Here is a 24,886-nt window from a genome sequence, read left to right as displayed (position 1 = left end):
CTCCCGAACCGGGGAGGCTAGAGTTTACGATGCTTCATCTTGCATCACGAAGGAACCCATGACGGACACCACCACACCTGCCGGCACCGACGAGACGCCGGTCGACCCGGTGGATCGCGTACTGGCTCGCGCCGAGGCGCACTCGGGTGTGCGGGTCTTCGGCGCGGCCCAGGCGCTTCAGGACGAGACGACCGTTTCGCGCGGCGACACCGACGGCGAGCAGTGGGATCGCGAAGAGCGCGCCGCCCTGCGCCGCGTCCCCGGGCTGTCGACTGAGCTCGAAGACGTCACCGAGGTCGAGTACCGGCAGCTGCGTCTCGAGAACGTCGTCCTCGTGGGTGTGCACCCGCAGGGGTCGCAGGAGGATGCCGAGAACTCGCTGCGCGAGCTCTCCGCCCTCGCCGAGACCGCCGGCGCGGTCGTGCTGGACGCCATCCTGCAGCGCCGCCCGCATCCCGACCCCGCGACGTACATCGGCCGCGGCAAGGCCGCAGAGCTGCGCGACATCGTCGCCGCGGTCGGTGCGGACACCGTCATCGTCGACACCGAGCTCGCCCCCAGCCAGCGTCGCGCGCTCGAGGATGTCGTCAAGGTCAAGGTCATCGACCGCACGACCGTGATCCTCGACATCTTCAGCCAGCACGCGAAGAGCCGGGAGGGCAAGGCGCAGGTCGAGCTCGCCCAGCTCGAGTACCTCCTTCCGCGCCTGCGCGGCTGGGGTGACTCGATGAGCCGACAGGCCGGTGGTCAGGTCGGTGCCGGCGGGGCGGGCATGGGCTCGCGTGGACCCGGTGAGACCAAGATCGAACTCGACCGCCGCCGCATCCGCACGAAGATGGCGCAGCTGCGCCGTCAGATCCGCGACTTCGCACCGGCCCGCGATGCCAAGCGATCCGAGCGCAAGCGCAACACGATCCCCTCGGTAGCGATCGCGGGCTACACGAACGCCGGCAAATCGAGCCTGCTCAACCGCCTGACGAGCGCGGGCGTGCTGGTCGAGAATGCCCTGTTCGCGACGCTGGATGCCACGGTCCGCCGCTCCGAGACGACCGACGGCCGCGTCTACACGCTGACCGACACCGTCGGGTTCGTACGCAATCTGCCGCACCAGCTGGTGGAGGCGTTCCGCTCGACACTCGAAGAGGTCGGCGACGCCGACGTCATCGTGCACGTCGTCGACGCCTCGCATCCTGATCCGGCGGCGCAGCTGAAGACGGTCCGCGACGTCATCGGGGATGTCGGCGCTCGCGACACCCGCGAACTCGTCGTCTTCAACAAGGCCGACCTGGTCGACGACGACACCCGGATGCTGCTGCGCGGCCTCGAGCCGCACGCGCTGTTCGTCTCCTCTCGCACGGGCGAGGGCGTGGACGCGCTGCGCGCGGCCGTCGAGGCGGCGCTGCCGCTGCCGGCGGTCGAGGTGAAGGCGCTCGTGCCCTACGGCCGCGGCGACCTCGTCTCCGCCGCGCACGAGACCGGCTACATCGTGACGCAGTCGCACGAGGCGGAGGGCACGGCGCTCCACGCGTTCGTGTCGCCTCGGCTCGCCGCCGACCTCGAGCCCTTCCGGGTCGGCGACCGCTAGTCCAGTTCGAGCCGTGGCACGCCAGGGGTGTCGAAGCCGTACACCCCGCCGAGGAACGCGAGTTCCTTCTCCAGGGCGTCTACGAGCGTCTCAGCGCGGCGGAAGCCGTGTCCCTCGCCGGTGTAGAGCACATACGCGTGCGGCACGCCGCCGGTCCGCAGCGCGTCGCGGATCGCCTCCGACTGCGACGGCGGCACCACGAGGTCGTCGGCCCCCTGCAGGAGCAGGATCGGCACCCGGAAGCGCTCGGAGTGGCTCAGCGGCGACCGTTCGAGGTAGACGGCCTCGGCGTCGGGCAGCGGACCGATGAGCCCGTCCAGATAGTGCGACTCGAAGTCGTGCGTGTCGGCCGCCAGCGCCCGCGCGTCGCCGACGCCGTAGCGGGAGATCCCCGCCGCGAACACATCGGTCTGCACAAGGGCGGCGAGCACCGTCCAGCCCCCTGCGGAGCCGCCGGCGATGGTCAGGCGTGCGGGATCGACCCGGCCTTCCGCGATGAGACCTGCGGCGGAGGCCGCGACATCGTCGACGTCGACGACGCCCCACTGGCCGCGCAGCCGCTCCCGGTACTCGCGTCCGTACCCGGATGACCCGCCGTAGTTGACGTCCAGCACGCCGATTCCGCGGCTCGTGAAGAACGCGACTCGTCCGGATGCCGCGCCCGCGACGTGCGACGTCGGTCCTCCGTGCACCAGCAGCACGTACGGCGGGAGTTCGCCGTCCGGCGCGCTGACGTGCGGGTTGCGCGGCGCGTAGTCGAAGGCGTGCACGGGTCCGTGCGGCCCGTCGTAGACCACCGCACGGGGCTGCGGCATCCATTCCGGTCCTGCCGGCGGTGCGCCCCCGGCGACGCGCTCCGCCTCGGCGGGCCGGTCGACGTCCACCAGCCACAGGGCAGCGGGGGCTTCGTGCGAGGCTCCGGTGAGGAGAACCCGCGTGCCCGACACATCCTCGATGGTGACGCCCGCGCACACGTCGAGCGCGAGTGGGCTCACCACACCGGTCGCCGGGTCGATCACGACGATCTCGTCGCGGCCGTCGGTGCGGATCGCCACGATGCGTCCGTCATCCAGCCTGCCGTACCACCGGGCGCCCAGCACCCACAGCGGTCCACCGGTATCGGCGTCCGCGGGCGCGAGATCCTCGTGGTCGAGCCCGGCATCCAGGCGCATGCGCCAGAGGTTCCACCGGCCCGTCGAGTCGTCGGCATAGAGCAGGTCGTCGTCGTCCAGCCACACCGGCTGCAGCGGCGCGGAGTCGCCGCCCGCGACGGTGGCCCACTCGACGACGATGCCGTCTTCGAGGCGGCCGATGCGCAGCTCGGTGCGATCCCACGGCATGTCGGGGTGGTTCCAGGCCACCCAGGCGAGATGCCGTCCGCCCGGAGACAGGGCGGGCTGGGCGAGGAAATCGGAATCCGCGGTCAGCTCGATCAAGTCCCACATCCGATCGGTGCTGATCTCGACGATCGCACGGCGGATGTCGGATGCCTCGGTCTGGTGCTCCCGGATGGCCAGCAGCCGCCCGGCCTGCCAGGTGAGGCCGCCATAGGCGGCACCCTCGGCGGGGGGAGTGAGTGCCCGGGGCTGGCCGCCGGCGGTGAGCTCCCACACGCGCTGGTCGGTCTTCTCGACGAAGTAGAGCGTCCCGTCGGGGGCGGTCGTCCACGCGCCGCCGCCGTACTCGTRCACACGCGAGCGCGCGTTCCAGGGTGACGGGAGCACCGTCTCGACCGTGCCATCCCCGGTGCGCCGCTTGATCGCGGTGCGCCCGCCCTCTTCGGGAATCCCCTCGCCCCACCACAGCTCATCGCCGACGAACCGGGCTCCTTCGAGCCGCGGGGAGGCCGCAGCGACCTCGGGTGCAGTGATCGGGGAACTCCACGTCCCGTACGGCTGAACGCGCTCCATGGCCCAACGCTACGCCGAAACAGTGCGTCACACTGATCGACGCGGGTGGGTGGCCTCGCATATCGTTGTCGAATCGTCGTCCGATGCCCTCACGGGTGCGGACTGGAGCGACAGCCGAGCCCGGCACCCGCCCGCGAACATGCCGTGCCCCGACAGTCGGGCGCGGTCCGCGGCCGTCCGGCCACACTGTCCCTCCGACCTGAGAGCACCCGATGGCTGACGACCCGACCGCCCCTGCGGGCGCGGTGCCGTTCTCGTTCGAGCTGTATCCGCCGCGCTCAGACGCGTCGATCCCGGCGCTCCATGAGACGATCCGCCTGCTGGCAGCCGAAGAACCCCGGTTCATCTCCGTGACGTACGGCGCGGGTGGGTCGAGTGGCGGCCGCTCGCTCGAGCTGGTCCGCTACATCCACGAGCGCACCTCCGTCCCGGCGCTCGCGCACCTGACGTGCGTCGGGACGTCCTACGAGGGCGCCACTCGGCTCATCAGGGAGTTCCTGGATGCCGGGATCACGAACTTCCTCGCCCTTCGGGGTGATCCGCCCGCCGGCGCCGTCGAGGGCGAAGAGTTCCTGGGCGATCTCGAGAGCGCCGCGCAGCTCGTCCAGCTGATCCAGCGCGTGCACGCCGAGCAGGCGCCGTACACGGAGGCCCTCCTTCCCGGGGTGCCGGGTGCTGCGCGCGTGGAGCGTCGCTGCAAGATCAATGTCTCTGTGGCGGCCTTCCCCAACGGGCACCCCCGGGCGCCGCACGCCTATGCCGACATCGATGCCCTGCTCGCCAAGCAGGCCGCCGGGGCGACCCAGGCCATCACGCAGGTCTTCTTCCACTCCGACGACTACCTCAGCTTCGTCGAGCGCGCCCGCCGAGCCGGCGTGACCATCCCGATCCTGCCCGGGGTGATGCCGATCACATCGCCCGCACGCCTGCGGCGCGTCCTCGAGCTGTCCGGCGAGGCGCTGCCGTCCGAACTGGCGATCCGGCTCGAGATCGAGCCGACCGCCCAGGGCCAGCGCGACGTCGGCGTCACGTATGCCGCCGATCTCGCCCGCGAGGTCCTCGCGGGCGGGGCTCCCGGCATCCATCTGTACGCGTTCAACCATCACGACGCGGTTCTCGCGGTGCTCCGCGAGGGCGGCATCCTCACCACCCGACCCGAAGACCTGGAGGCCACCTCATGACCGCATCCCACTCAGCCTTTCCGGCCGGCACGATCCTGGGCTATCCCCGGATCGGCCGCCGCCGCGAGCTCAAGCGCGCCGTCGAGGCGTTCTGGGCCGGCACCATCGACGAGGCCGAGCTGGAGGCGACGGCGGCAGGACTTCGCCGCTCGACGCGCGCGCGCCTCGTCGAACTCGGTCTCGGCCGGGAGGACTCGGCGATTCCCGAGTCGTTCTCTTACTACGACCAGGTGCTCGACGCCGCGGTGACCGCGGGCATCCTGCCGGAGCGGTTCGCGCACCTGCGCGCGGCGGACGGCTCGATCGGCCTCGGCGCGCTGTTCACCGCCGCGCGCGGCGCGGGCGAAGCAGGCCCGCTCGAGATGACCAAGTGGTTCGACACGAACTACCACTACCTCGTCCCCGAGATCGGGCCCGAGACGGCGTTCGCCCTGTCGAGCGACCGCTTCGCCCGTCAGGTGGCCGAGGCGCGTGCCGACGGCTACACGACCCGTCCGGTCATCGTCGGTCCCGTCACACTGCTCGCCCTGGCGAAGGCGACGGATGCCGCGCCCTCCGACTTCAGCCCGCTCAGCCGCCTGGATGACCTGCTGCCCGTGTACGCCGAACTGCTCGCCGCCCTCCGTGCCGCCGGCGCGGAGTGGGTGCAGCTCGACGAGCCCGCCCTGGTGAGCGAGAGCCTGCCGATCCCGGCATCCGACCTCGCGGCCGCGGCGGAGCGCGCGTACGCCTACCTCGGCGCCGCAGCCGACCGCCCCGCGATCCTGGTCGCCGCCCCGTACGCCCAGCTCTCCGCGGAGGCCTGGACCGTGCTCGCCGCCGCCCCCGTCGAGGCGCTCGCCGTCGACCTCACCCGGGGCGCGGTTCCGGCCGCGGCCCCTGGTCTTGCCGGCAAGACCCTGGTCGGCGGTGTCATCGACGGCCGCAACATCTGGCGCGGCGATCTCTCGACGGCCGCCGCGAAGCTCGAGAACCTCCGTGCGCTCGGCGCCGCCGTCTCGGCGGGCACGTCGACCTCGCTGCAGCACGTGCCGCACGACGTCGCCGACGAGACCGAGCTGGGTGCCCGGCTCGTGTCGTGGCTCGCCTTCGCCGACCAGAAGGTCGGTCAGGTCGCGATCCTCGCGCGTGGCCTGGAGGAAGGGCTCGCCGCGATCGAGCAGGATCTTGCCACGGCATCCGTCGCCCTCGAGGATCGGCGCAGCGCGCCCGGCGTCCGCGACGGCGATGTCCGCGCGCGCACGGCAGCGCTGACACCCGTGGACTTCGACCGCGGCGACCACGAGACGCGGGTGGCCGCGCAGGACGCCGCACTCGACCTCCCGATCCTCCCGACCACGACGATCGGCTCGTTCCCGCAGACCGGCGACATCCGTCGGCTCCGCGCCCGGCACGACCGCGGCGAGATCTCGACGGCGGAGTACGAGGAGCAGCTGCGCCTGGAGATCACCACCGTGATCGGCCTGCAGGAGGAGCTGGGCCTGGATGTCCTCGTGCACGGCGAAGCCGAGCGCAACGACATGGTGCAGTACTTCGCCGAGAACCTCGCGGGGTTCGCCGTGACGCGCAACGGCTGGGTGCAGTCCTACGGCTCGCGGGCGACGCGCCCATCGATCCTCTGGGGCGACGTGTCGCGCCCTGCACCCATCACAGTGCGCTGGGCGGAGTTCGCGCAGTCGCTCAGCGCCCGCCCGGTGAAGGGCATGCTGACCGGCCCTGTGACGATCCTCGCCTGGTCGTTCGTGCGCGACGACCAGCCGCTGGGCGAGACCGCCGACCAGGTCGCCCTCGCCCTCCGCGACGAGATCGGCGATCTCGAGGCCGCGGGCATCGGCATCATCCAGGTCGACGAGCCCGCGCTGCGCGAGCTGCTGCCGCTCAAGCAGGGCGACCAGCAGGAGTACCTCGACTGGTCGGTCGGATCGTTCCGGCTCGCGACGGCAGGGGCCGCCGCGGCGACCCAGGTGCACACCCACCTCTGCTACTCGGAGTTCGCCGTCGTCATCGACGCGATCGCCGCCCTCGACGCCGACGTGACCTCGATCGAGGCTGCCCGCAGCCGCGGCGAGGTCATCGACGACATCGCGGCGTCAGGGTTCTCGCACGGGGTCGGCCCGGGTGTCTACGACATCCACTCGCCGCGCGTGCCCTCCGTCGCGGAGGTGGCCGAGCTGCTGCAGCGCGCCGTCGACGAGCTGCCGCTGCGCCAGGTGTGGGTGAACCCGGACTGCGGGCTCAAGACCCGCGCCTACCCCGAGACCGTGGCCTCGCTGCGGAACATCATCGCGGCCACCCGCCTGGTGCGCGAGGGACGGCTGGTGACGGCCGACTAGGACGCAGTCCGCTTCGGACGCGGGGGCTTGGGAGGGGCGGATGCTTCGACCGGCCCCCCGGCGGAGGCCGCTGCCGGGGCATCCGACGTCGAAACCTCGACGTCGCTCTGGTCGACCTCGGCGTCGGCCTCGGCGTCGGCCTCGGTCGCAGCGTCGGTCTCGGAGGCTGTCCAGACGGCTGCCGCCTCGGCGCGTGCCGCCGCGATCTCGGCGTCGGCCGCGGCCTCCTCCGCATCGAGCGCGGCCTCTTCGGCGACGAGCGCAGAGTCCTCAGTGCTCGGTGCGACCAGCTCATCCGGTCGCTTCTGCAGCAGTTCGAGCAGCCACGCGACGACGAACGCGACGATGATGACGAGGAAGACATCCCCTGTCGACAGCGGACGCAGTGCGAAGAGCCAGAGCACGGCGAGCACGGCGATGACGACGCGGATGAGCACTCGGTAGCGGGCGAGCGCGATCCCGAACGCTCCCGTGTTCAGCCCGCGCGCCGCGAACCAGCGGCGTGCCGACGAGTTGACTCCCCGGATGAAGCTGCGCGAGCGGGCTGCCGCGGACGAGCGGCCCATGAACCACCCGAGGACTCCGATGAAGACACCCAGCAGCGCGATGATCGCCGCGGTCTGGTGCATCGACCCGATCAGCTGGCTGTAGATGACGTCGAGCCCGGCCACTGATAGATCGAGCTGCACGGCGACTTGGCCCATCACCGGGTATCCGGCCGCGAACCCGAGCGCCAGCGCGCCACCGCCGATCAGGAAGCCGACACCGGTTCCGATGATGGCGACGCTCCGTCGGCGGGCGATGAGGATGCCGAGCGCGAAGAGGGCGAGTGTGATGATCGGGAGCCAGTATCCGAGCGTGGAGGCGATCGCGTAGGTCGTGCGAATCGCGAGGAGCGTCTCACCCGTGCCGATGATGACGACCTTGTCGATCGCTGGGATCATCTGGGCCACCCCGACACCACGGTCTTCGAGGTTCTGCTTGACGCGCTCCACGATCGCGCCGAGCTGGATGCCGATGCCGTCGTCGGTCATGACGACGATCCCGCCGCCGTCCGATGTCGCAGCGGCGGTGAGGGCGCGGTGCGCGGCACGCGTCGTCGTCGCCCAGACATCGGCGAAGGCATCCGACTCGATGACCCGCGTGACTGTCGTGTTCACGAGATTCTCGAGACCGTCTGCTGCGGGGGCCTTCAACAGATCGAGTGCCTGGGCGGCACGCGGCGGCAGGCCGAGGTCGGCGATGCCGTCGAAGACGTTCGACGTCAGCTCGCTGAAGTCGACCTGGGCCGTGATGGCGTCCATCGTCTCGTCGATGATCATGCCCTGGACGGCGGGGTCCTCGGCGAGGGGCGCGAGAGTGCTGACGAACGCATCCTCGTCAACGAGCTGCACGCGTGCCCACGCGCTCACGATCGCGATGGGAACCAGAAGCGTGGCGATCACGATGATCAGCGCCGAGACGAAGGCGCGCCAGCGGCCGGGTTCTCGCTGCCGCTTCGCCGCTGCCGGCGGGATGGGCGTCGTCGGCGCGGTGACGTCGCGGAGAGCGGTGTTCTCCGCCTCGAGCCGTGCCAGTTGTTCGCGGAGTTCGTCGATCTCGGTTGCGGCCACGACGGCCCCCTCTCGTCTGGCGCACCCCCGCGCCTTCGGCCATTCTGCCGGTCGTTGCAGTCCGAGTGCCATGCCGCGCGGGGAATCATCGCCCGTCATGGGCGAGAATTCACCGATCAGACGGCTCGGAGGACCGCGACGATCTTGCCGAGGACTACCGCGTCGTCGCCGAGGATCGGTTCGAAGGCGGAGTTGCGGGGGAGCAGCCAGGTGTGCCCGTCGCGCCTCCGGAATGTCTTCACCGTGGCTTCGCCGTCGAGCATCGCAGCGACGATGTCGCCGTTCTCGGCGGTGGGCTGCGATCGGACGACCACCCAGTCGCCATCGCAGATCGCCGCGTCGATCATGGACTCGCCGACGATCTTCAACATGAACAGATCGCCCTTGCCGACCAGCTGACGGGGCAGCGGGAAGATCTCCTCGACCTGCTGGTCGGCCGTGATGGGGACGCCGGCGGCGATCCGCCCGACGAGGGGCACCATGGCGGCGTCGCCGACCACAGGACCGGAGTCGGCGGGATTCTCGGTGGCGCTGCCCGGGAGATCGATGAGCACCTCCATCGCGCGGGTCTTGCCCGGGTCGCGGCGCAGATAGCCGCTGAGCTCGAGCTGATTCAGCTGGTGGGTCACGCTCGAGAGGGACTTGAGGCCGACCGCGTCACCGATCTCGCGCATGCTCGGCGGATAGCCGTGCCGGGCGATCGATCGCTGGATCACCTCCAGGATGGCGAGCTGCTTGTCGCTCAGGCTCTTGCGTCGCCGGGTCTGCGGCTTCTCGCGGCCGGTTGCCTCGGTCATCGTCCCAGCTCCTGTCTCGCGCCCCTGAGGTGCATCGTTCTTCGAATGTCGGAGGTCCCTGATGGGCTGTTCCTGTCGAAACCGTATCCGGTCAGGCAGGTGGAGCGAAGCAGACTCGCCGCGTTTCGTGTTCGAGGAACTGCTGTGTTCCACCGCACTTGACAGGATATTGCATCGAAGATAACTTCGGAAGAGAGATTCGCATCCGGCGCTCCCGGCCGAGTTCCGGATGCGAACCTCTCCCCACTCTCAGGAGGACCTCATGACCGCCATCGGATTCTCGGGCGCTGCGACACACCGCATCTCCGCCGTCGGTGCGACCGCTGTGGGCGGCACGCGACTTCGTCTCACGACACGCGGTCGCCGCGTGCTGGCGACCATGGCGGCGTTCCCCGCGGTGGTGGCACTGAGCATCGCGGTGATCAGCGGCGGGGCGGCACTCGCGTCGCGCGATGCCGGGGCTCCGGCGGGCTCCTTCACGACGATCACGGTCGCCGCGGGCGACTCGCTCTGGTCGATCGCCGAAGAGGTCGCGCCGACTGCTGACCCGCGCGATGTCGTGGATGCCATCGTCCGGCTGAACGCTCTCGAGGGCGTCACAGTGGCGGCAGGACAGCGCATCGCCATTCCCGCCGAGTACGCGCCCGCCCACTGATCCCGTCGCCTCTACGATGGGAGGGGTGAGCCTCGATCGACTGCCCCTTCGTGACGATCTGCGCGGTATGACGCCTTATGGCGCACCGCAGGCGCCGCTCCCCGTCGCACTCAACGTCAACGAGAACACGCATCCTGTCCCGCAGGAAGTGGCCGACGACATCCTCGACTCGATCGCACTGGCGCTGCGCGACATCAATCGCTACCCCGACCGTGAGTTCACCGCTCTCCGCGAAGGCTTCGCGGAGTACCTGGGGCATGGCCTCACGGCGGATCAGCTCTGGGCGGCGAACGGATCCAACGAGGTCCTGCAGCATGTCCTGCAGGCTTTCGCCGGTCCTGGCCGCACCGCCTTCGGGTTCGCGCCGACGTACTCGATGTACCCGCTGCTGGCCCGCGCCACCGGCGCATCATGGATCGCGGGGGAGCGCCGGCACGATTTCACCGTCGACGCCGAGAGCGCGGCAGCCCAGGTCGAACAGGCCGCACCCGATGTGGTCTTCCTGTGCGCGCCGAACAACCCGACCGGCACGCCCATGACGCTCGACGTCATCGAGGCGGTCTATGACGCCACCCAGGGGATCGTGGTGGTCGACGAGGCGTACCAGGAGTTCGCCCCGCGCGACGAGCGGTCCGCCCTCACACTGCTGCCCGGCCGCGAGCGGCTCGTGGTTTCGCGGACGATGAGCAAGGCCTTCGCGTTCGCGGGTGCCCGCGTGGGCTACCTCGCCGCCGATCCCGCGGTCGTGGACGCGCTTCGCCTCGTGCGGCTGCCGTACCACTTGAGTGCGCTGACCCAGGCTGCGGCGACGGCGGCCCTGCGCCACGCGCAGACGATGCTGCGGATGGTCGACGAGATCGTCGCGCAGCGCGACCGCACGTCCGCGACGCTCGAGGCGCTCGGCTACGAACCGCACGAGTCGTGGACGAACTTCGTCCTCTTCGGCGGCGTCGACGATCCTGCCGCCACCTGGCAGGCCCTCTACGACCGTGGCGTGCTCATCCGGGATGTCGGCATCGCGCGCCATCTTCGCGTGACCGCCGGGACCGAGGACGAGACGACGGCGTTCCTGGAGGCGCTGGCCTCGATAGACTCGGCGGCATGACCGGACGCACCGCTTCACTGCGCCGCGCGACGAGCGAATCGACCGTCGAGCTCGAAGTCAACCTCGACGGCACCGGCCGAAGCCACATCGACACGACAGTCCCGTTCTTCGACCACCTGCTGACCGCGTTCGCGAAGCACTCGCTCACCGACCTCACCGTGCGTGCGTCGGGCGACACGGAGATCGACGCGCACCACACCGTCGAAGACGTCGCGATCGTGCTCGGTCAGAGCATCCGCGAGGCGCTTGGTGACAAGACCGGCATCTCGCGCTACGGCGACGCGCTCGTGCCCCTCGACGAGGCCCTCGCCCAGGCGGTCGTGGACATCTCGGGCCGGCCCTATCTCGTCCACACCGGCGAGCCGGCCGGTTTCGAGCACCACCTCATCGGCGGCCACTTCACCGGTTCGCTGGTGCGGCACACGTTCGAGGCCATCTCGTTCAACGCCGCGCTCACCGTGCACGTGCGCGTGCTGTCCGGGCGCGATCCGCACCACATCGCGGAGGCCGAGTACAAGGCCTTCGCCCGCGCGTTCCGCCAGGCGAAAGCGCTCGACCCGCTCGTCGACGGCGTGCCCTCGACGAAGGGCGCCCTGTGAGCCGACCGCTCGTCGCGGTGCTCGACTACGGCTCGGGGAATGTGCACTCCGCGGTCAAGGCTCTCGCTGCGGCCGGGGCCGACGCACGCCTGACCGCGGATCGCGGCCTCATCCGCGACGCCGACGGACTCGTCGTGCCCGGGGTCGGCGCGTTCCGCGCCGTCATGGACGCGCTGAACGCGGTGCGCGCGGGCGAGCTCATCGAACGGCGACTCGCGGGCGGACGACACGTCCTGGGCATCTGCGTCGGCATGCAGGTCATGTTCGAACTCGGGGTCGAGCGCGGAGTCGACACCGAGGGGTTCGGCGAGTGGCCAGGCGTCGTGACCGAACTCGACGCACCGGTGCTGCCGCACATGGGCTGGAACACCGTCGACCCGGGGGAGGGCTCGCGCCTGTTCCGCGGCATCGAGGACGAGCGGTTCTACTTCGTCCACTCGTTCGGCGCCCAGAAGTGGCTCCTGGACGTGCAGCCCCCATTCCCGAAGCCCGCGGTCACCTGGTCCACCCACGGGGCTCCGTTCATCGCCGCTGTCGAGAACGGCCCGCTGTCTGCCACCCAGTTCCATCCCGAGAAGTCCGGCTCTGCCGGCATCCGACTCCTGTCCAATTGGATCGGCGTGCTCGGCGGGGCTACTCTCTGAATTCGTGCCTTCCCCGCGGCGCCGAGGCGCCGCCACGACATCTTCCTGAGGATCCATGAACGACTTCGCGTCCACTCCCGAACTGATCCTCCTTCCCGCCGTGGATGTCGCCGGCGGCAAGGCGGTTCGCCTGACGCAGGGTGAGGCGGGCACCGAGACGAACTACGGCGACCCCGTCGACGCTGCGCTCGACTTCGCGCGTCAGGGCGCGCGGTGGATCCACCTCGTCGACCTCGACGCCGCCTTCGGGCGGGGCAGCAACGCGAGCGTGATCCGCAAGGTGATCAAGCACGTGCGCGGCGTGCAGGTCGAGGTCTCCGGTGGCATCCGCGACGACGAGTCGCTGGAGGCGGCACTGGAGTCCGGCGCCGCACGGATCAACCTCGGCACCGCGGCTCTGGAGAACCCGGAGTGGGCAGCCGACGTGATCAGCCGTTACGGCGACGTCATCGCGGTCGGGCTCGACGTGCGTGGCACCACCCTCGCGGCGCGCGGCTGGACCCGCGAAGGCGGCGACCTGTGGACGGTGCTCGACCGCCTCGAGGTCGCGGGATGCAGCCGCTACGTGCTCACCGACGTGACGAAGGACGGCACCCTCCGGGGCCCGAACCTCGAACTGCTCCGGGAGATCACCGCGCGCACGCCGAAGCCCGTCGTCGCCTCGGGTGGCGTCTCGAGCCTCGATGACATCGCGGCGCTGCGCGAACTCGTTCCGCTCGGCGTCGAAGGCGCGATCGTCGGCAAGGCGCTGTATGCCGGGGCGTTCACGCTCGCCGAGGCGCTCGATGTCGCCGGAGCCTGACCCGCACCACTCGCACGCCGGGGGCGACTCGGCAGGCACCCCCTGGGCGGGCCGCAGCTTCGAGCCGAACGCGCACGCTTCCGATAACGGCTCAGCCGATCCGGCGCTGCAGGCCGCGCTCGAGGCGTTCCGGAGCGGCGCCGGTGACCAGTCCGCGGTCGTCGAGGCCTACCGGTCGGCGCGGCTCCTGATCCCGCTGCTGGCGGAGAAGGGCGACGAAGGCGTCGGGCCGACCGGCTTGACGGTCGACAAGACGCAGGAGCTCTCGATCGTCACGGTCGCCGCCCCCGACGGCCGGCGTGTGCTGCCCGTGTTCACGTCGGTGGAGACGCTGACGCGGTGGGATGCCGCGGCCCGGCCGGTGCCGGCGGACGGCGTGCGCACGGCCCTGGCCGCGGCCGACGACGACACCGATCTCATCGTCATCGATCCGGGGTCCCCGACCGAGTTCATCCTGCGCCGCCCGGCGGTCTGGGCGATCGCGCAGGGGCATGGCTGGGAGCCGTCCTACGTGTCGCCCGAGGTGTTCGCCGGGCTGCAGGAGAGCATCGGCGGCGAACTCGCGATCCTCGACCTCGCGGTCTCGGCCGGCGACCCCGACGCGCGGCTCCGCGGGCCGGAACTCGTCGTCGCGCTCGACCTGATGCCGGGACTGGATAAGGGCGAGCTCGACACGGTTCTGGCGCGCCTCGCCGCCCGCTGGGCCGCGGACGACCGCATCGCCGTGCTCGTCGACTCCCTCACGGTGAAGCTGATCCGCCGCGACTGAGCGCGGCTCGCCTCGGCTTCAGGCCGTCAGTTGACCGGACCGGTCCACTTCTCGCCCGGTCCCTTGCCGATCGGGTCGGGGATGACGGATGCCTCGCGGAACGCGAGCTGAAGTGACCGAAGGCCGTCGCGGAGCGACCGGGCGTGCATGTCGCTGATCTCCGGGGCGCCCGCGGTGATGAGTCCGGCGAGGGCGTTGATGAGCTTGCGTGCCTCGTCGAGATCGGTCTGCGCCTCGGGGGAGTCGGCGAGGCCGACCTTCACCGCTGCGGCGCTCATCAGGTGCACCGCGGCGGTCGTGATGACTTCGACAGCCGGCACATCCGCGATGTCCCGAGTGGCGGATGCCGCGGCGCGCTCCTGTTCCTCCCAGCGGGCGCGGCGCGCAGCGTCACGCGCCTCGTCCTGGTCGGTCCGGTCGCCGTCGGTGCCTCGAATCGTGTCCACGCCGTTCTCTCTGCTAGACTTCAGCGGGCTCCGGAGCGTTCTGCTCCGGAATCGAAAGAGGATCACATCCCACCCGCGCTTGCCGTTCCAGGCTACCGGGTCACGCACTCCGCCTCGTCCGCTTGCGGCCGAGGTAGCAAGGGTGCAAGAGCCGGCGCTCCCGCGTCGTGCCGGGTGGACTGTGCCTCTTCCGCCCGTGACACACCCTGTGTCGCGGTGGCTGACATCCCGCACGAAAGAGGAGTTCCGCATCAGCGATCCCCGCACCAATGACCGCATCCGCGTTCCCGAGGTCCGCCTCGTGGGCCCCGCGGGTGAACAGGTCGGCGTCGTCCGCATCGAGGTGGCGCTGCGCCTGGCTCAGGAAGCCGATCTCGATCTGGTCGAGGTGGCCCCCGACGCGAAGCCTCCCGTTGTCAAGATCATGGACTACGGGAAGTTCAAGTACGAGGCTGCCCAGAAGGCCAAGGAAGTGCGGCGCAACCAGGCGAACACGGTCCTCAAAGAGGTCCGCTTCCGTCTGAAGATCGAAGCTCACGACTACACCACCAAGCTCAAGCGCGCCGAGGGCTTCCTCCAGTCCGGCGACAAGGTGAAGGCCATGATCCTGTTCCGAGGCCGCGAGCAGTCGCGTCCCGAGCAGGGTGTGCGACTCCTTCGCAAGTTCGCCGAAGACGTCGCCGAGTTCGGCACGGTCGAGTCGAACCCCATGATCGACGGTCGCAACATGGTGATGGTGATCGCCCCGCACAAGAACAAGTCCGAGGTGAAGACCGAGCAGAACGCGCAGCGCGCTGCGAACAAGGAAGCTGCCCGATCTGCTCGCACCGGCACCGCCGGCGCTGAGACCGTCGCCGCCGCCGCTGAACCCGGCGAATAGCCCCACTTACTCCCGCACCGCGGGACCACAGACTCCCGCTCAGGCGGGACCCGACTCCCGCCTGGGCGGGAAGTGAAACGAAGGAAGAAGAGATGCCGAAGCAGAAGACCCACTCCGGTGCCAAGAAGCGCTTCAAGGTCACCGGCAGCGGAAAGCTCATGAAGCAGCAGGCCGGCATGCGCCACAACCTCGAGGGCAAGTCGAGCCGCCGCACGCGCCGCCTCAACCAGGAGCAGGTCCTGGCACCGGGCGACGCCAAGGTCGCCAAGAAGCTCCTCGGCCTCTGAGCCCGACGCACGAATAGGAAACATGAGAAATGGCTAGAGTCAAGCGGGCTGTAAACGCCCACAAGAAGCGTCGCGTCATCCTCGAGCGCGCCTCCGGTTACCGGGGTCAGCGTTCGCGTCTGTACCGCAAGGCGAAGGAGCAGGTCACCCACTCCCTCGTCTACGCGTACCGCGACCGTCGCAAGCGCAAGGGCGACTTCCGTCGTCTGTGGATCCAGCGCATCAACGCTGCGAGCCGTCAGAACGGCCTCACCTACAACCGCCTCATCCAGGGCCTCGGCCTTGCCGGCGTGCAGGTCGATCGCCGCATCCTGGCAGACCTCGCGGTCAACAACCCGGCTACGTTCGCGTCGCTGGTCGAGACCGCCAAGAAGGCGCTGCCCGAGAACGTCAACGCACCGAAGTCGGCCTGACCGACTCGCGCGTAAGAAGGGCGTCCTCCGTTTCGGAGGGCGCCCTTCGGCGTTTCCGGCATCCGTCGAGCGGTCAGATCCTGATCGGAAACGTGAGCATGACGACGAGGCCGGTCACGGTGAACGCCAGAGCGAGGATCATGAGCGCACGCCTCGACCAGGAGGGACCGTCGCGCTGCGCGAGGGCGGAGAGGAACAGGACGAGCGCGAACAGCACTGTCAGCAGCGTGTAGTTGTCGCCGCGCTGGTTGTTCTCGAGGGCGCGGTCGAACGCGGCGTCGGCCTTCGCGTTCAGCTCGTCGACCTCCTCCTCACCGGCCACCACGTACTCGGGCAGGGCGAACGGAGTTCCCGTCGTCTGGTCCCACGCGTCGAAGGCCGTCGCGAGCGACGGCGGGAACCGCTCCTCGATGAAGCCGGCGAGTTCGGCATTGCCGGCGTCGTCGGCCGTCAGCCATTCGGCGAACACGGTGAGATCGATCTGGCGCTGATCGCGCACCGCGCTGGCCGCATCGCTGGCCTGCACCCGTGCAGCACCGGCCTGGCTGAACGCGATCGACATCTCGCCGCCCCACTTCGATGACTGGAACCCGCACCAGGCGGTCACCACCGCGACCGCCGACAGCACGACCAGGGCCACGATGTCGAGCCACGGAGGGCGGGCGGGCGGCGACGGCGCCGATGCTTGGGTCACGGACGGATCGTAGTATGCGACCGCGCGTCGCCCCGGCGGCGACGCGGAGAATCGGCCTCGAGCCCTAAGCTGAGCGAGTGCTCGAGAACCCGCGTTCGCCGCGCGTACGTGCTGTGGCGAAGCTCACCAAGCGCAATGCGCGCCAGGAGACCGGACTGTTCCTCCTCGAAGGACCTCAGGCGGCGCGGGAGGCACTCGCGCACCGACCCGAAACCTTCATCGAGATCTTCGCCACGCCGACCGCGATGGAGCGTCACAGCGACGTGAGCGATCTGGCCCGCGCGGCCGGGATCGAGGTCGTCTTCACCACGGAGGCGGTCCTCGACGCGATGGCCGACACGGTGACGCCCCAGGGAATCGTCGCGGTGGCACGACAGTCGCCGACGTCGCTGAAGGACGTGTTCGCGGCATCCCCTCGTCTCATCGCGATCTGCGAAGAGGTGCGGGACCCAGGCAACCTCGGCACGATCATCCGCGCGGCGGACGCCGCCGGAGCGGATGCCGTCATCCTGACCGGCCGCACGGTCGACCTGTACAACCCCAAGGTGGTCCGTGCGACGACTGGTTCGCTCTTTCACCTGCCGGTCGCGATCGGCGCCGACCTCGCCGTCGTCGTCGAGCGCGCGCATGCCGCAGGGCTGCGGGTCATCGCCGCGGATGTCGGGGGAGAGGACTTCCTCGCGTCGCGTGGCACGCTCGCCGAACCCACGGCCTGGCTGTTCGGCAACGAGGCCAGGGGTCTCGACGAAGAGGCCCTCAAGTACGCCGACCTCGCGCTGCGACTGCCGATCTACGGCTCCGCTGAGTCGCTGAATCTCGCCACTGCTGCCAGCGTGTGCCTGTACGAGAGCGCCTTCGCCCAGCGGGCCGTCGCCGCGGACTGAGCGCCCGCCGCCTGTTACATCTCGGTAAAGCCTCACGGCAAGGCCTGGCAGAGGCATCCGCATCGCCCATAGGGTGCGGGTATGGCGCCAGAAGACGGCAGTGCCCCCAAAACGTCCAACATCACGGTCCGGCGTGGAGACCCGCTGGTCGTGGTCTCGAATGTCCAGAAGCACTATGGCGACTTCCAGGCGCTGAAGGACATCGACCTGACGGTCAACCGTGGCGAAGTCGTGGTCGTGATCGGACCCTCCGGGTCGGGCAAGTCCACGCTGTGCCGCACGATCAACCGCCTCGAGACCATCACGAGCGGCACCATCTCGATCGATGGCAAGGAGCTGCCGAAAGAGGGCAGGGGCCTGGCTGAGCTGCGCGCGGACGTCGGGATGGTCTTCCAGTCGTTCAACCTGTTCGCGCACCTCACGATCCTCGACAACGTGACGCTGGGGCCGATCAAGGTCCGCAAGATGAAGAAGGCGGATGCCGAGCGGCAGGCCAAGACGCTGCTCGACCGCGTCGGTGTCGGGCAGCAGGCAGGCAAGCTGCCTGCGCAGCTGTCGGGTGGCCAGCAGCAGCGCGTCGCSATCGCCCGGKCGCTSGCGATGMACCCCAAGGTCATGCTCTTCGACGAGCCGACCAGTGCTCTCGACCCCGAGATGATCAACGAGGTGCTCGACGTCATGGTCAGCCTCGCCCTCGAGGGCATGACGATGATCGTCGTAACCCACGAGATGGGCTTCGCCCGCAAAGCGGCCGACCGCGTCGTCTTCATGGCCGACGGCCAGATCGTCGAGGAGGCCATTCCCGAGGAGTTCTTCACGCACCCGAAGAGCGAGCGGGCGAAGGATTTCCTCTCGAAGCTCCTCACCCACTGAACCCTGTCGCCGCGAGAAAGGACCACCGCCCACACACGAGTTACATCCGGACGGACCCGAACGTCGGATACGGAACCAGCAGGAACATGCGCACCCAAGGAGCAGTCACATGCGAAAGTCACGGATCATCACAGGCCTCGGCCTGGCCGCAGCAGCGGTTCTGACACTCACGGCGTGCAACAGCGGCACGCCAGGCACGACCCCGGATGGCGAGGCGTCGCCCAGCGAGTCTGCGGGCCCCTGGTTCGAGGTCGCCACCGATGTCACGATCGACGGCAGTCCCACCTTCGACGCCATCAGCGAGCGCGGCACCGTCAAGGTCGGTGTCAAGGAGGATCAGCCGGGCCTCGGCTACCTCGACCCGACCACGGGCGACCGCACCGGTTTCGACGTCGACATCGCGCGGTGGATCGCCGCATCGCTCGGCTACGACGAGGACAAGATCGAGTTCACCGCGATCCCGTCCGCCAACCGCGAGCAGGCGCTCGTCAACGGGGACGTCGACTACTACGTCGGCACGTACTCGATCACGGACAAGCGCAAGGAGCTGATCTCGTTCGCCGGCCCCTACTTCCTCACCGGCCAGGGTCTGCTCGTCGCAGCCGACAACTCGGACATCACCGGACCCGATGACCTCGCCGGCAAGAACGTGTGCTCGGCCACCGGGTCGACCTCGATCCAGCGGATCAAGGACGAGTATCCGGATGCCACGACCACGGAGTTCGACACCTACTCGCAGTGCGTCGAGCAGCTCAAGAACGGGCAGGTCGACGCTGTCACGACCGACGAGTCCATCCTGATCGGCTTCGCCGCGCAGGACCCGGACGCGCTCAAGGTCGTCGGCGAGCCCTTCAGTGAGGAGCGCTACGGCATCGGCCTCACCAAGGACGACGCCGCGATGCAGGAGTTCATCAACTCGATGCTCACCGACGGGCCGGACATCTGGCAGGCCATCTTCGACAAGAACCTCGGCCCGGCCGGGGTCGAGGGTACGCAGCCCGCGGTCGATCCCATCAATTGACCGGCWGGTGGCGGCGCCCGTCCGCGGGCGCCGCCACCTCTGACCAGCGGAGGAGCCGGTCGTGAACCAGATCATCGACTATCCAGACATCTGGGTGGCCGCACTGTGGGGCACCGTGGTGCTCTTCTTCGGCGGCGCCGTGATCGCGATCATCCTCGGCATCATCGTCGGGGCGATGCGGGTCTCGCCTATTCCGGTCGCCCGTGCGGTCGGGACCGTGTATGTGAACTGGATCCGCAACACGCCCCTGACGCTCGTGATGTTCTTCTTCGCGTTCTGCATGCCCCTCCTGCTTCCGGGGCGGGCGAACTTCCTCGTCCTGGCGGTCTGGGCGCTCGGGATCTACACGGCGACGTACGTCGCCGAGACCATCCGCTCCGGCATCAACACCGTGCCGGTGGGTCAGGCCGAAGCCGCACGCGCCATCGGCTTGACGTTCGGCCAGGTCATGACCCTCGTCATCCTCCCGCAGGCGACGCGGTCGGTGATCCCCCCGATGATGAGCGTGTTCATCGCGCTGCTCAAGAACACGACGGTCGCCGCCGGATTCGCGGTCGTCAATCTCGGCAACATCCGCGCCGAGATGAGTGAGAAGGGTGAAAACCAGCTGGTCACCATCCTCTGGGTCATGCTCATCTTCGTCGTTCTGGTGCTGCTGCTGGCCTGGCTGCAGCGATCGCTCGAGAACCGCTGGAGGATCGCGCGATGAGTTCCGTCCTGTACGACGTGCCCGGACCTCGGGCGATTCTCCGCAACCGGATCCTCGGCATCCTCACCATCCTCGTGGTGCTGGCGCTGCTCGCCTGGGTCGTCTGGCGGTTCTGGGTGACCGGCCAGTTCTCGGCCGAGAAGTGGTACGCCTTCACCTTCACCCGCATCTGGGAGCAGTTCGCGCTCGCGACCCTGCGCACCCTCGCCGCGTTCGCCGTCGCGGCGGTCGGCGCGCTCGCGCTCGGCTTCGTCCTGGCGATCGGGCGCCTGTCGGATCACGCCTGGATCCGGATCCCGGTCACCTGGATCACCGAGGTCTTCCGCGCCGTTCCGGTGCTGGTCTTCATGATCCTGCTCTACTACGGGCTGCCGGTCATCGGCATCAAGATGACGTCGTACTGGGCAGTCGTCATCGCCCTGGTCGCTTACAACGGGTCGGTGCTCGCCGAGGTAGTCCGCGCCGGCGTCGAGTCGCTGCCGCGCGGCCAGGGCGAAGCGGGTTATGCGATCGGCCTTCGCAAGGCCGGCGTCATGCGCCTTGTGCTGCTGCCGCAGGCGATCCGGGCGATGCTGCCGGTGATCATCGCGCAGCTCGTGGTGACCCTGAAGGACACCGCGCTCGGCTTCATCATCACGTATCCCGAGCTGCTCTACTTCGCGAAGCTCCTCGGCTCGAATGCGGTCCTCGGGTCGCCGCTCATCCCCGCGGCCATTGTCGCGGGCACGATCTACGTATCGCTCTGCCTCGCGCTCTCGTACGTCGCGCGCCTCGTGGAGCGGCGCCTCCGGCGCTCGCCGAAGGTCATCGCGGGTCCCGCTCCCGCCAACGCCCCGACGACCGCCACCGAGACGATCGCCGCGCAGGAGGCGGTGCGCCGCATCGAGCACGACGACGCCGGCGGCTCCTGATCGCCTCGAGCCCGCCACCGCAGGCACGACAGGCTGACCGGCGGGTCGTCGGTAGACTCGACTCTCGTGTCTGACGCTCCCGAAATCACCCCTGAGGCGGTGGATGCCGCGGTCCAGGACGCCCTGGACGCCATCGGCGCCGCCGCCGACACCGCGGCCCTCAAGTCCGCGCGTGCCGCGCACACCGCCGAGGGCTCGCCGCTCGCCCGGCTGAACTCCCGGCTGCGCGATGTCGCACCCGAGCGCAAGGCGGAGTTCGGCAAGCTCATCGGTCAGGCCCGGGGCCGCGTGACCCAGTCGCTGGTCGCCCGCGAGGAGGAGCTGGCCGCGGCCGAGAGCGCCGCCCGGCTCGAGGCGGAGCGCCTCGACATCACGGCACTCGCGCAGCGCGCGCGCGTCGGGGCGCGGCATCCGCTCACCCTCCTCCAGGAGCAGGTCGGCGACATCTTCGTGGGCATGGGCTGGGAGGTCGCAGAGGGGCCCGAGCTCGAGCACGAGTGGTTCAACTTCGACGCGCTGAACTTCGACGTCGACCATCCCGCGCGGCAGATGCAGGACACCTTCTTCGTCGACCCCGTCGACCGCCACCTCGTGATGCGCACCCACACGAGTCCCGTCCAGGTGCGGTCGGCACTCGAGCGCGAGCTGCCGATCTACGTGATCTGCCCCGGGCGGGTCTACCGCACCGACGAGTTCGACGCGACGCATCTTCCGGTCTTCTCGCAGTTCGAGGGGCTCGTGATCGACAAGGGCATCACGATGGCGCACCTCAAGGGCACGCTCGACCACGTCGCCCGAGCTCTGTTCGGCGCCGAGGCCAAGACCCGGTTCCGGGCCAACTTCTTCCCCTTCACCGAGCCGTCGGCCGAGCTCGACCTCTGGCACCCGACGTTCAAGGGCGGCGCGCGGTGGATCGAGTGGGGCGGGTGCGGCATGGTCAATCAGAACGTGCTGCGTGCGGCCGGGATCGACCCTGAGGTGTACTCGGGCTTCGCGTTCGGGATGGGAATCGAGCGGACCCTCATGTTCCGCTCGGATGTGCAGGACATGCGCGACATGGCCGAGGGCGATGTCCGCTTCAGCGAGCAGTTCGGGATGGTGGTCTGATGCGCGTCCCGCTTTCGTGGCTGCGTGAGTACGTCGATCTGGCAGCGGATGCCTCGCCCGAGGACGTCCTCGCGGCACTGGTGTCGGTCGGGTTCGAAGAGGAGGACGTCTTCCGCTTCGACCTGCAGGGTCCCATCGTCGTGGGCGAAGTGCTCGAGTTCGTCGAGGAGCCCCAGTCCAACGGCAAGACCATCCGCTGGTGCCAGGTGCAGGTCGCGCCCGATGGCCAGCTCGCAGCGGATGGTGGCCCGGCCGTGCACGGCGTCGTGTGCGGTGCAGGCAACTTCTTCGCCGGCGACAAGGTCGTCGTGACACTGCCGGGGGCAGTGCTCCCCGGCCCGTTCCCGATCGCGGCGCGCAAGACGTATGGCCATGTCTCCGACGGCATGATCGCCTCGGCGAAGGAGCTCGGCCTCGGCGAAGAGCACAGCGGCATCCTGCGGCTCGTCGAGCTCGGCCTCGACGCCCCGGTGGGCACCGACGCCATCGCCCTGCTCGGCCTCGACGATGTCGCGGTCGATGTCAACGTCACCCCTGACCGCGGCTACGCCCTGTCGATCCGCGGGATCGCCCGCGAGTACTCGCACGCGACGGGCGCGGCCTACCGCGACCCGGGCGACCGGGAGTGGGGCGAGCTCGAGCAACCGGTCGCCGGCTTCGCGATCGCCGTCGACGACCAGAATCCGATCCGCGGCCGGGTCGGGGCATCCGAATTCGTCGTCCGCATCGTGCGCGACGTCGACGCCACGAAGCCGACGCCCTCGTGGATGGTCGCCCGCCTGACGCTGGCCGGCATCCGATCGCTCGGCATCCTGATCGACATCACAAACTACGTGATGATCGAGCTCGGGCAGCCGATCCACGGGTACGACCTCGACCAGCTCCAGGGCGGCATCACGGTCCGCCGCGCTGCCGCAGGCGAGCAGCTCGAGACGCTCGACGGCAAGGTGCGCACGCTCGACGTCGAAGACCTCCTCATCACCGACGAGTCCGGCCCGATCGGCCTCGCCGGCGTGATGGGCGGCGGAGCGACCGAGATGAGCGGCACCACCCGCAACGTCCTCATCGAAGCGGCGACCTTCGACACCGTCTCGATCGCACGCACCGCACGCCGGCACAAGCTGCCGAGCGAAGCCTCGCGCCGCTTCGAGCGCGGCGTCGACCCGCTCGTGCCGTTCGTCGCCGCTCGCCGGGTCGCCGACCTCATGGTGGAGCACGCCGGCGGCACCCTCGACACCGAGGTGGGCGGTGCGCTGTTCGCGACCGTCGAGATCGCGGGCATCGATCTGCCCCGCGGCTTCGTCGAGGGCCTCATCGGCGTCGACTACACGACGGACGAGATCGTCGCCGCGCTCGAGATGATCGGCTGCGAGGTCCACGACGCCGGCGACCACTGGTCGGTGCACCCGCCGTCGTGGCGGCCCGACCTGACCGACAAGTGGACCCTGGCCGAAGAGGTCGCCCGCATCGAGGGCTACGACCGCATCCCGTCGATCCTGCCCACACCGCCGTCCGGCCGCGGGTTCACGCCCGCGCAGCACGGTCGTCGTCGCGTGGCGAACGCGCTCGCCGCCGCCGGCTTCGTCGAGGTGCCCTCCTTCGGCTTCACGACCGAAGAGCAGAACGACCTGCATGGTTCGGCAACGGGGGAGCACCTCCCGTCGATCCGGCTCGCGAACCCGCTCGACGGCCAGGCGCCGTTCCTGCGCCGCTCGCTGATCCCTGGGCTGCTTCAGACCGCCCACCGCAACCTGTCGCGCGGCTTCACCGATCTCGCGCTCTTCGAGACCGGCTCGGTCTTCCTCCCCGAGCCTGCGGTTCAGTACGGCACCTCGTTCGTCCCGCCCCTCGCGGTGCGACCGGATGCCGCGACCCTCGCCGAGCTCGATGCTTCGATCCCGCCGCAGCACAAGCATGTCGCCGTGCTGCTGACCGGCAGCCGCATCGCGAAGCAGCCCGGCCAGCCGGGCGTCGCCGCGGACCTGGTCGATGCGCTCGACGCGGTGCGGACGATAGCCGGCGCCGCCGGCGTGTCCATCGACGTCGCCCAGACCGAACGGGCGGCCCTGCACCCGGGCCGCACCGGTGTGCTGTGCGTGGGCGCGACCGAGGTCGGGTATGTCGGCGAGCTGCTGCCCGCTGTCAGCGAGGCATCCGATCTTCCCGGTCGCGTCGTCGTCGCCGAACTCGATCTCGACCTCGTGCTCTCGCTCGCGGGGGAGCGGGTCACGGCCGCGACGCTCTCGACGTTCCCGGCCGCGACGCAGGACGTCTCGCTGGTGGTCGGCGCGGCGGTGCCCGCAGCCGCGGTCAAGGCCGCGCTCACCGAAGGCGCCGGCGAACTGCTCGAGTCCGTCCGGATCGTCGATGACTACCGCGGCGCCGGGGTGCCGTCAGGCTCGAAGAGCCTGACGTTCGCCCTGCGCTTCCGCGCGCCCGACCGCACCCTGACGGCGGCCGAGGCGACCGAGGCGAAGCTCGCCGGAGTCGCCGTGACGCAGGAGCGCTTCGGCGCGACTCTCCGCGAGTAGCCCGGCGGCGAGCCCAACTGCGGGGATGCGCGGCGAAACGCCGTGCCGAGGCATCCATCGTCCGGCGTGTCGCATGACTGCCCCGCAGTTGGGTCCGCCCCCGGCCCGTGGGGTCAGCGGCGTAGGGTGAGAAACCC

24 protein-coding genes are annotated in these 24,886 nt (G+C 69.7%); 19 read left to right on the top strand and 5 right to left on the bottom strand.

Going from position 1 to position 24,886, the window contains the following annotated elements; all coding sequences use genetic code 11:
- Positions 1-58 precede the first annotated feature (58 nt).
- The gene (gene hflX, locus ACXJ3V_RS11810; protein WP_457100503.1) at positions 59-1,585 is read left to right on the top strand and encodes a GTPase HflX; all 1,527 of its coding nucleotides are present in this window, start codon (positions 59-61) and stop codon (positions 1,583-1,585) included.
- Here hflX and ACXJ3V_RS11805 read toward each other — a convergent pair.
- The gene (locus tag ACXJ3V_RS11805) at positions 1,582-3,495 is read right to left on the bottom strand and encodes a S9 family peptidase (RefSeq protein ID WP_457100502.1); all 1,914 of its coding nucleotides are present in this window, start codon (positions 3,493-3,495) and stop codon (positions 1,582-1,584) included. The two genes, hflX and ACXJ3V_RS11805, sit on opposite strands and share 4 nt — an antisense overlap.
- A 212-nt stretch (positions 3,496-3,707) precedes the next feature.
- Between ACXJ3V_RS11805 and ACXJ3V_RS11800 the strand changes: the two genes are divergently transcribed.
- Positions 3,708-4,676, top strand: a complete 969-nt coding sequence (locus ACXJ3V_RS11800) for a methylenetetrahydrofolate reductase (RefSeq protein ID WP_457100501.1) — start codon at positions 3,708-3,710, stop codon at positions 4,674-4,676.
- Positions 4,673-7,009 (top strand): 5-methyltetrahydropteroyltriglutamate--homocysteine S-methyltransferase, encoded by a 2,337-nt coding sequence (metE, locus tag ACXJ3V_RS11795; protein WP_457100500.1) that lies wholly within the window; start codon positions 4,673-4,675, stop codon positions 7,007-7,009. Before ACXJ3V_RS11800 ends, metE begins: the two co-directional genes overlap by 4 nt.
- Here metE and ACXJ3V_RS11790 read toward each other — a convergent pair.
- Together ACXJ3V_RS11790 and lexA are read right to left on the bottom strand one after the other, a co-directional pair.
- Entirely contained in the window at positions 7,006-8,622 is a 1,617-nt protein-coding gene (locus ACXJ3V_RS11790) for a hypothetical protein (RefSeq protein ID WP_457100499.1), read from the bottom strand. The two genes, metE and ACXJ3V_RS11790, sit on opposite strands and share 4 nt — an antisense overlap.
- Positions 8,623-8,738: 116 nt before the next feature.
- A complete protein-coding gene (gene lexA / locus ACXJ3V_RS11785; RefSeq protein WP_457100498.1) occupies positions 8,739-9,419 on the bottom strand; it encodes a transcriptional repressor LexA in 681 nt (226 codons plus the stop codon).
- Positions 9,420-9,681: 262 nt separating this feature from the next.
- Here lexA and ACXJ3V_RS11780 point away from each other — a divergent pair, with 262 nt between their 5' ends.
- From ACXJ3V_RS11780 to ACXJ3V_RS11755, 6 genes are all read left to right on the top strand, one after another.
- Positions 9,682-10,074, top strand: coding sequence for a LysM peptidoglycan-binding domain-containing protein (locus ACXJ3V_RS11780; protein ID WP_457100497.1), 393 nt, complete (start codon positions 9,682-9,684; stop codon positions 10,072-10,074).
- Between the two features lie 67 nt (positions 10,075-10,141).
- Positions 10,142-11,179, top strand: coding sequence for a histidinol-phosphate transaminase (locus ACXJ3V_RS11775; protein ID WP_457100597.1), 1,038 nt, complete (start codon positions 10,142-10,144; stop codon positions 11,177-11,179).
- Positions 11,176-11,778 carry an imidazoleglycerol-phosphate dehydratase HisB gene (hisB, locus tag ACXJ3V_RS11770; protein WP_457100496.1) on the top strand — a complete coding sequence of 201 codons (603 nt, stop codon included), beginning with the start codon at positions 11,176-11,178 and terminating at the stop codon, positions 11,776-11,778. The genes ACXJ3V_RS11775 and hisB overlap by 4 nt, the downstream gene beginning before the upstream one ends.
- Entirely contained in the window at positions 11,775-12,422 is a 648-nt protein-coding gene (hisH, locus tag ACXJ3V_RS11765) for an imidazole glycerol phosphate synthase subunit HisH (RefSeq protein ID WP_457100495.1), read from the top strand. Before hisB ends, hisH begins: the two co-directional genes overlap by 4 nt.
- Before the next feature lie 55 nt (positions 12,423-12,477).
- On the top strand, positions 12,478-13,224 hold the full coding sequence (gene priA / locus ACXJ3V_RS11760; RefSeq protein WP_457100494.1) for a bifunctional 1-(5-phosphoribosyl)-5-((5-phosphoribosylamino)methylideneamino)imidazole-4-carboxamide isomerase/phosphoribosylanthranilate isomerase PriA: 747 nt from the start codon (positions 12,478-12,480) through the stop codon (positions 13,222-13,224).
- Positions 13,208-13,993, top strand: a complete 786-nt coding sequence (locus tag ACXJ3V_RS11755; RefSeq protein ID WP_457100493.1) for an SseB family protein — start codon at positions 13,208-13,210, stop codon at positions 13,991-13,993. The genes priA and ACXJ3V_RS11755 overlap by 17 nt, the downstream gene beginning before the upstream one ends.
- A gap of 26 nt (positions 13,994-14,019) precedes the next feature.
- Here ACXJ3V_RS11755 and ACXJ3V_RS11750 read toward each other — a convergent pair whose 3' ends face one another.
- On the bottom strand, positions 14,020-14,430 hold the full coding sequence (locus ACXJ3V_RS11750) for a DUF1844 domain-containing protein (RefSeq protein ID WP_457100596.1): 411 nt from the start codon (positions 14,428-14,430) through the stop codon (positions 14,020-14,022).
- 205 nt (positions 14,431-14,635) lie between these two features.
- Between ACXJ3V_RS11750 and infC the strand changes: the two genes are divergently transcribed.
- The 3 genes from infC (at position 14,636) to rplT (ending at position 16,019) form a co-directional block, all read left to right on the top strand.
- Positions 14,636-15,319 carry a translation initiation factor IF-3 gene (gene infC / locus ACXJ3V_RS11745; protein ID WP_457100492.1) on the top strand — a complete coding sequence of 228 codons (684 nt, stop codon included), beginning with the start codon at positions 14,636-14,638 and terminating at the stop codon, positions 15,317-15,319.
- A gap of 92 nt (positions 15,320-15,411) precedes the next feature.
- Positions 15,412-15,606, top strand: a complete 195-nt coding sequence (gene rpmI, locus ACXJ3V_RS11740) for a 50S ribosomal protein L35 (RefSeq protein ID WP_056121027.1) — start codon at positions 15,412-15,414, stop codon at positions 15,604-15,606.
- A 29-nt stretch (positions 15,607-15,635) separates the two neighbouring features.
- On the top strand, positions 15,636-16,019 hold the full coding sequence (gene rplT, locus ACXJ3V_RS11735; protein WP_457100491.1) for a 50S ribosomal protein L20: 384 nt from the start codon (positions 15,636-15,638) through the stop codon (positions 16,017-16,019).
- Positions 16,020-16,092: 73 nt separating this feature from the next.
- Here the strand turns inward: rplT and ACXJ3V_RS11730 are convergent, their stop codons facing one another.
- Positions 16,093-16,713 (bottom strand): hypothetical protein, encoded by a 621-nt coding sequence (locus tag ACXJ3V_RS11730; RefSeq protein ID WP_457100490.1) that lies wholly within the window; start codon positions 16,711-16,713, stop codon positions 16,093-16,095.
- A 77-nt stretch (positions 16,714-16,790) separates the two neighbouring features.
- On the opposite strand from ACXJ3V_RS11730, the gene ACXJ3V_RS11725 reads away from it, so the two are divergent.
- The 7 genes from ACXJ3V_RS11725 to pheT all read left to right on the top strand — a co-directional run bounded on the left by ACXJ3V_RS11725 (position 16,791) and on the right by pheT (position 24,749).
- On the top strand, positions 16,791-17,597 hold the full coding sequence (locus ACXJ3V_RS11725; RefSeq protein WP_457100489.1) for a TrmH family RNA methyltransferase: 807 nt from the start codon (positions 16,791-16,793) through the stop codon (positions 17,595-17,597).
- Between the two features lie 81 nt (positions 17,598-17,678).
- Positions 17,679-18,470: an amino acid ABC transporter ATP-binding protein gene (locus tag ACXJ3V_RS11720; RefSeq protein ID WP_457100488.1), complete on the top strand. Its 792-nt coding sequence runs from the start codon at positions 17,679-17,681 to the stop codon at positions 18,468-18,470.
- Between the two features lie 109 nt (positions 18,471-18,579).
- Positions 18,580-19,491 carry a glutamate ABC transporter substrate-binding protein gene (locus tag ACXJ3V_RS11715; protein ID WP_457100487.1) on the top strand — a complete coding sequence of 304 codons (912 nt, stop codon included), beginning with the start codon at positions 18,580-18,582 and terminating at the stop codon, positions 19,489-19,491.
- A 61-nt stretch (positions 19,492-19,552) separates the two neighbouring features.
- Positions 19,553-20,200, top strand: a complete 648-nt coding sequence (locus ACXJ3V_RS11710) for an amino acid ABC transporter permease (RefSeq protein ID WP_457100486.1) — start codon at positions 19,553-19,555, stop codon at positions 20,198-20,200.
- A complete protein-coding gene (locus ACXJ3V_RS11705) occupies positions 20,197-21,111 on the top strand; it encodes an amino acid ABC transporter permease (protein WP_457100485.1) in 915 nt (304 codons plus the stop codon). The genes ACXJ3V_RS11710 and ACXJ3V_RS11705 overlap by 4 nt, the downstream gene beginning before the upstream one ends.
- A 66-nt stretch (positions 21,112-21,177) precedes the next feature.
- On the top strand, positions 21,178-22,218 hold the full coding sequence (gene pheS / locus ACXJ3V_RS11700; RefSeq protein WP_457100484.1) for a phenylalanine--tRNA ligase subunit alpha: 1,041 nt from the start codon (positions 21,178-21,180) through the stop codon (positions 22,216-22,218).
- Positions 22,218-24,749 (top strand): phenylalanine--tRNA ligase subunit beta, encoded by a 2,532-nt coding sequence (gene pheT / locus ACXJ3V_RS11695; protein ID WP_457100483.1) that lies wholly within the window; start codon positions 22,218-22,220, stop codon positions 24,747-24,749. Before pheS ends, pheT begins: the two co-directional genes overlap by 1 nt.
- Positions 24,750-24,886 lie beyond the last annotated feature (137 nt).

The sequence above is a fragment of the Microbacterium sp. P5_E9 genome, assembly GCF_054049175.1.
This window is presented reverse-complemented; position numbering and strand designations above follow the sequence as displayed.

What these genes read in the sequence shown, in the direction of transcription:
- ACXJ3V_RS11705 (WP_457100485.1), top strand. Translation starts at nt 20,197, where the DNA reads ATGAGTTCCGTCCTGTACGACGTGCCCGGACCTCGGGCGATTCTCCGC.
- ACXJ3V_RS11755 (WP_457100493.1), top strand. Translation starts at nt 13,208, where the DNA reads ATGTCGCCGGAGCCTGACCCGCACCACTCGCACGCCGGGGGCGACTCG.
- priA (WP_457100494.1), top strand. Translation starts at nt 12,478, where the DNA reads ATGAACGACTTCGCGTCCACTCCCGAACTGATCCTCCTTCCCGCCGTG.
- pheT (WP_457100483.1), top strand. Translation starts at nt 22,218, where the DNA reads ATGCGCGTCCCGCTTTCGTGGCTGCGTGAGTACGTCGATCTGGCAGCG.
- ACXJ3V_RS11780 (WP_457100497.1), top strand. Translation starts at nt 9,682, where the DNA reads ATGACCGCCATCGGATTCTCGGGCGCTGCGACACACCGCATCTCCGCC.
- lexA (WP_457100498.1), bottom strand. Translation starts at nt 9,419, where the DNA reads ATGACCGAGGCAACCGGCCGCGAGAAGCCGCAGACCCGGCGACGCAAG.
- ACXJ3V_RS11775 (WP_457100597.1), top strand. Translation starts at nt 10,142, where the DNA reads ATGACGCCTTATGGCGCACCGCAGGCGCCGCTCCCCGTCGCACTCAAC.
- ACXJ3V_RS11800 (WP_457100501.1), top strand. Translation starts at nt 3,708, where the DNA reads ATGGCTGACGACCCGACCGCCCCTGCGGGCGCGGTGCCGTTCTCGTTC.
- ACXJ3V_RS11715 (WP_457100487.1), top strand. Translation starts at nt 18,580, where the DNA reads ATGCGAAAGTCACGGATCATCACAGGCCTCGGCCTGGCCGCAGCAGCG.
- metE (WP_457100500.1), top strand. Translation starts at nt 4,673, where the DNA reads ATGACCGCATCCCACTCAGCCTTTCCGGCCGGCACGATCCTGGGCTAT.
- hflX (WP_457100503.1), top strand. Translation starts at nt 59, where the DNA reads ATGACGGACACCACCACACCTGCCGGCACCGACGAGACGCCGGTCGAC.
- hisB (WP_457100496.1), top strand. Translation starts at nt 11,176, where the DNA reads ATGACCGGACGCACCGCTTCACTGCGCCGCGCGACGAGCGAATCGACC.
- rplT (WP_457100491.1), top strand. Translation starts at nt 15,636, where the DNA reads ATGGCTAGAGTCAAGCGGGCTGTAAACGCCCACAAGAAGCGTCGCGTC.
- rpmI (WP_056121027.1), top strand. Translation starts at nt 15,412, where the DNA reads ATGCCGAAGCAGAAGACCCACTCCGGTGCCAAGAAGCGCTTCAAGGTC.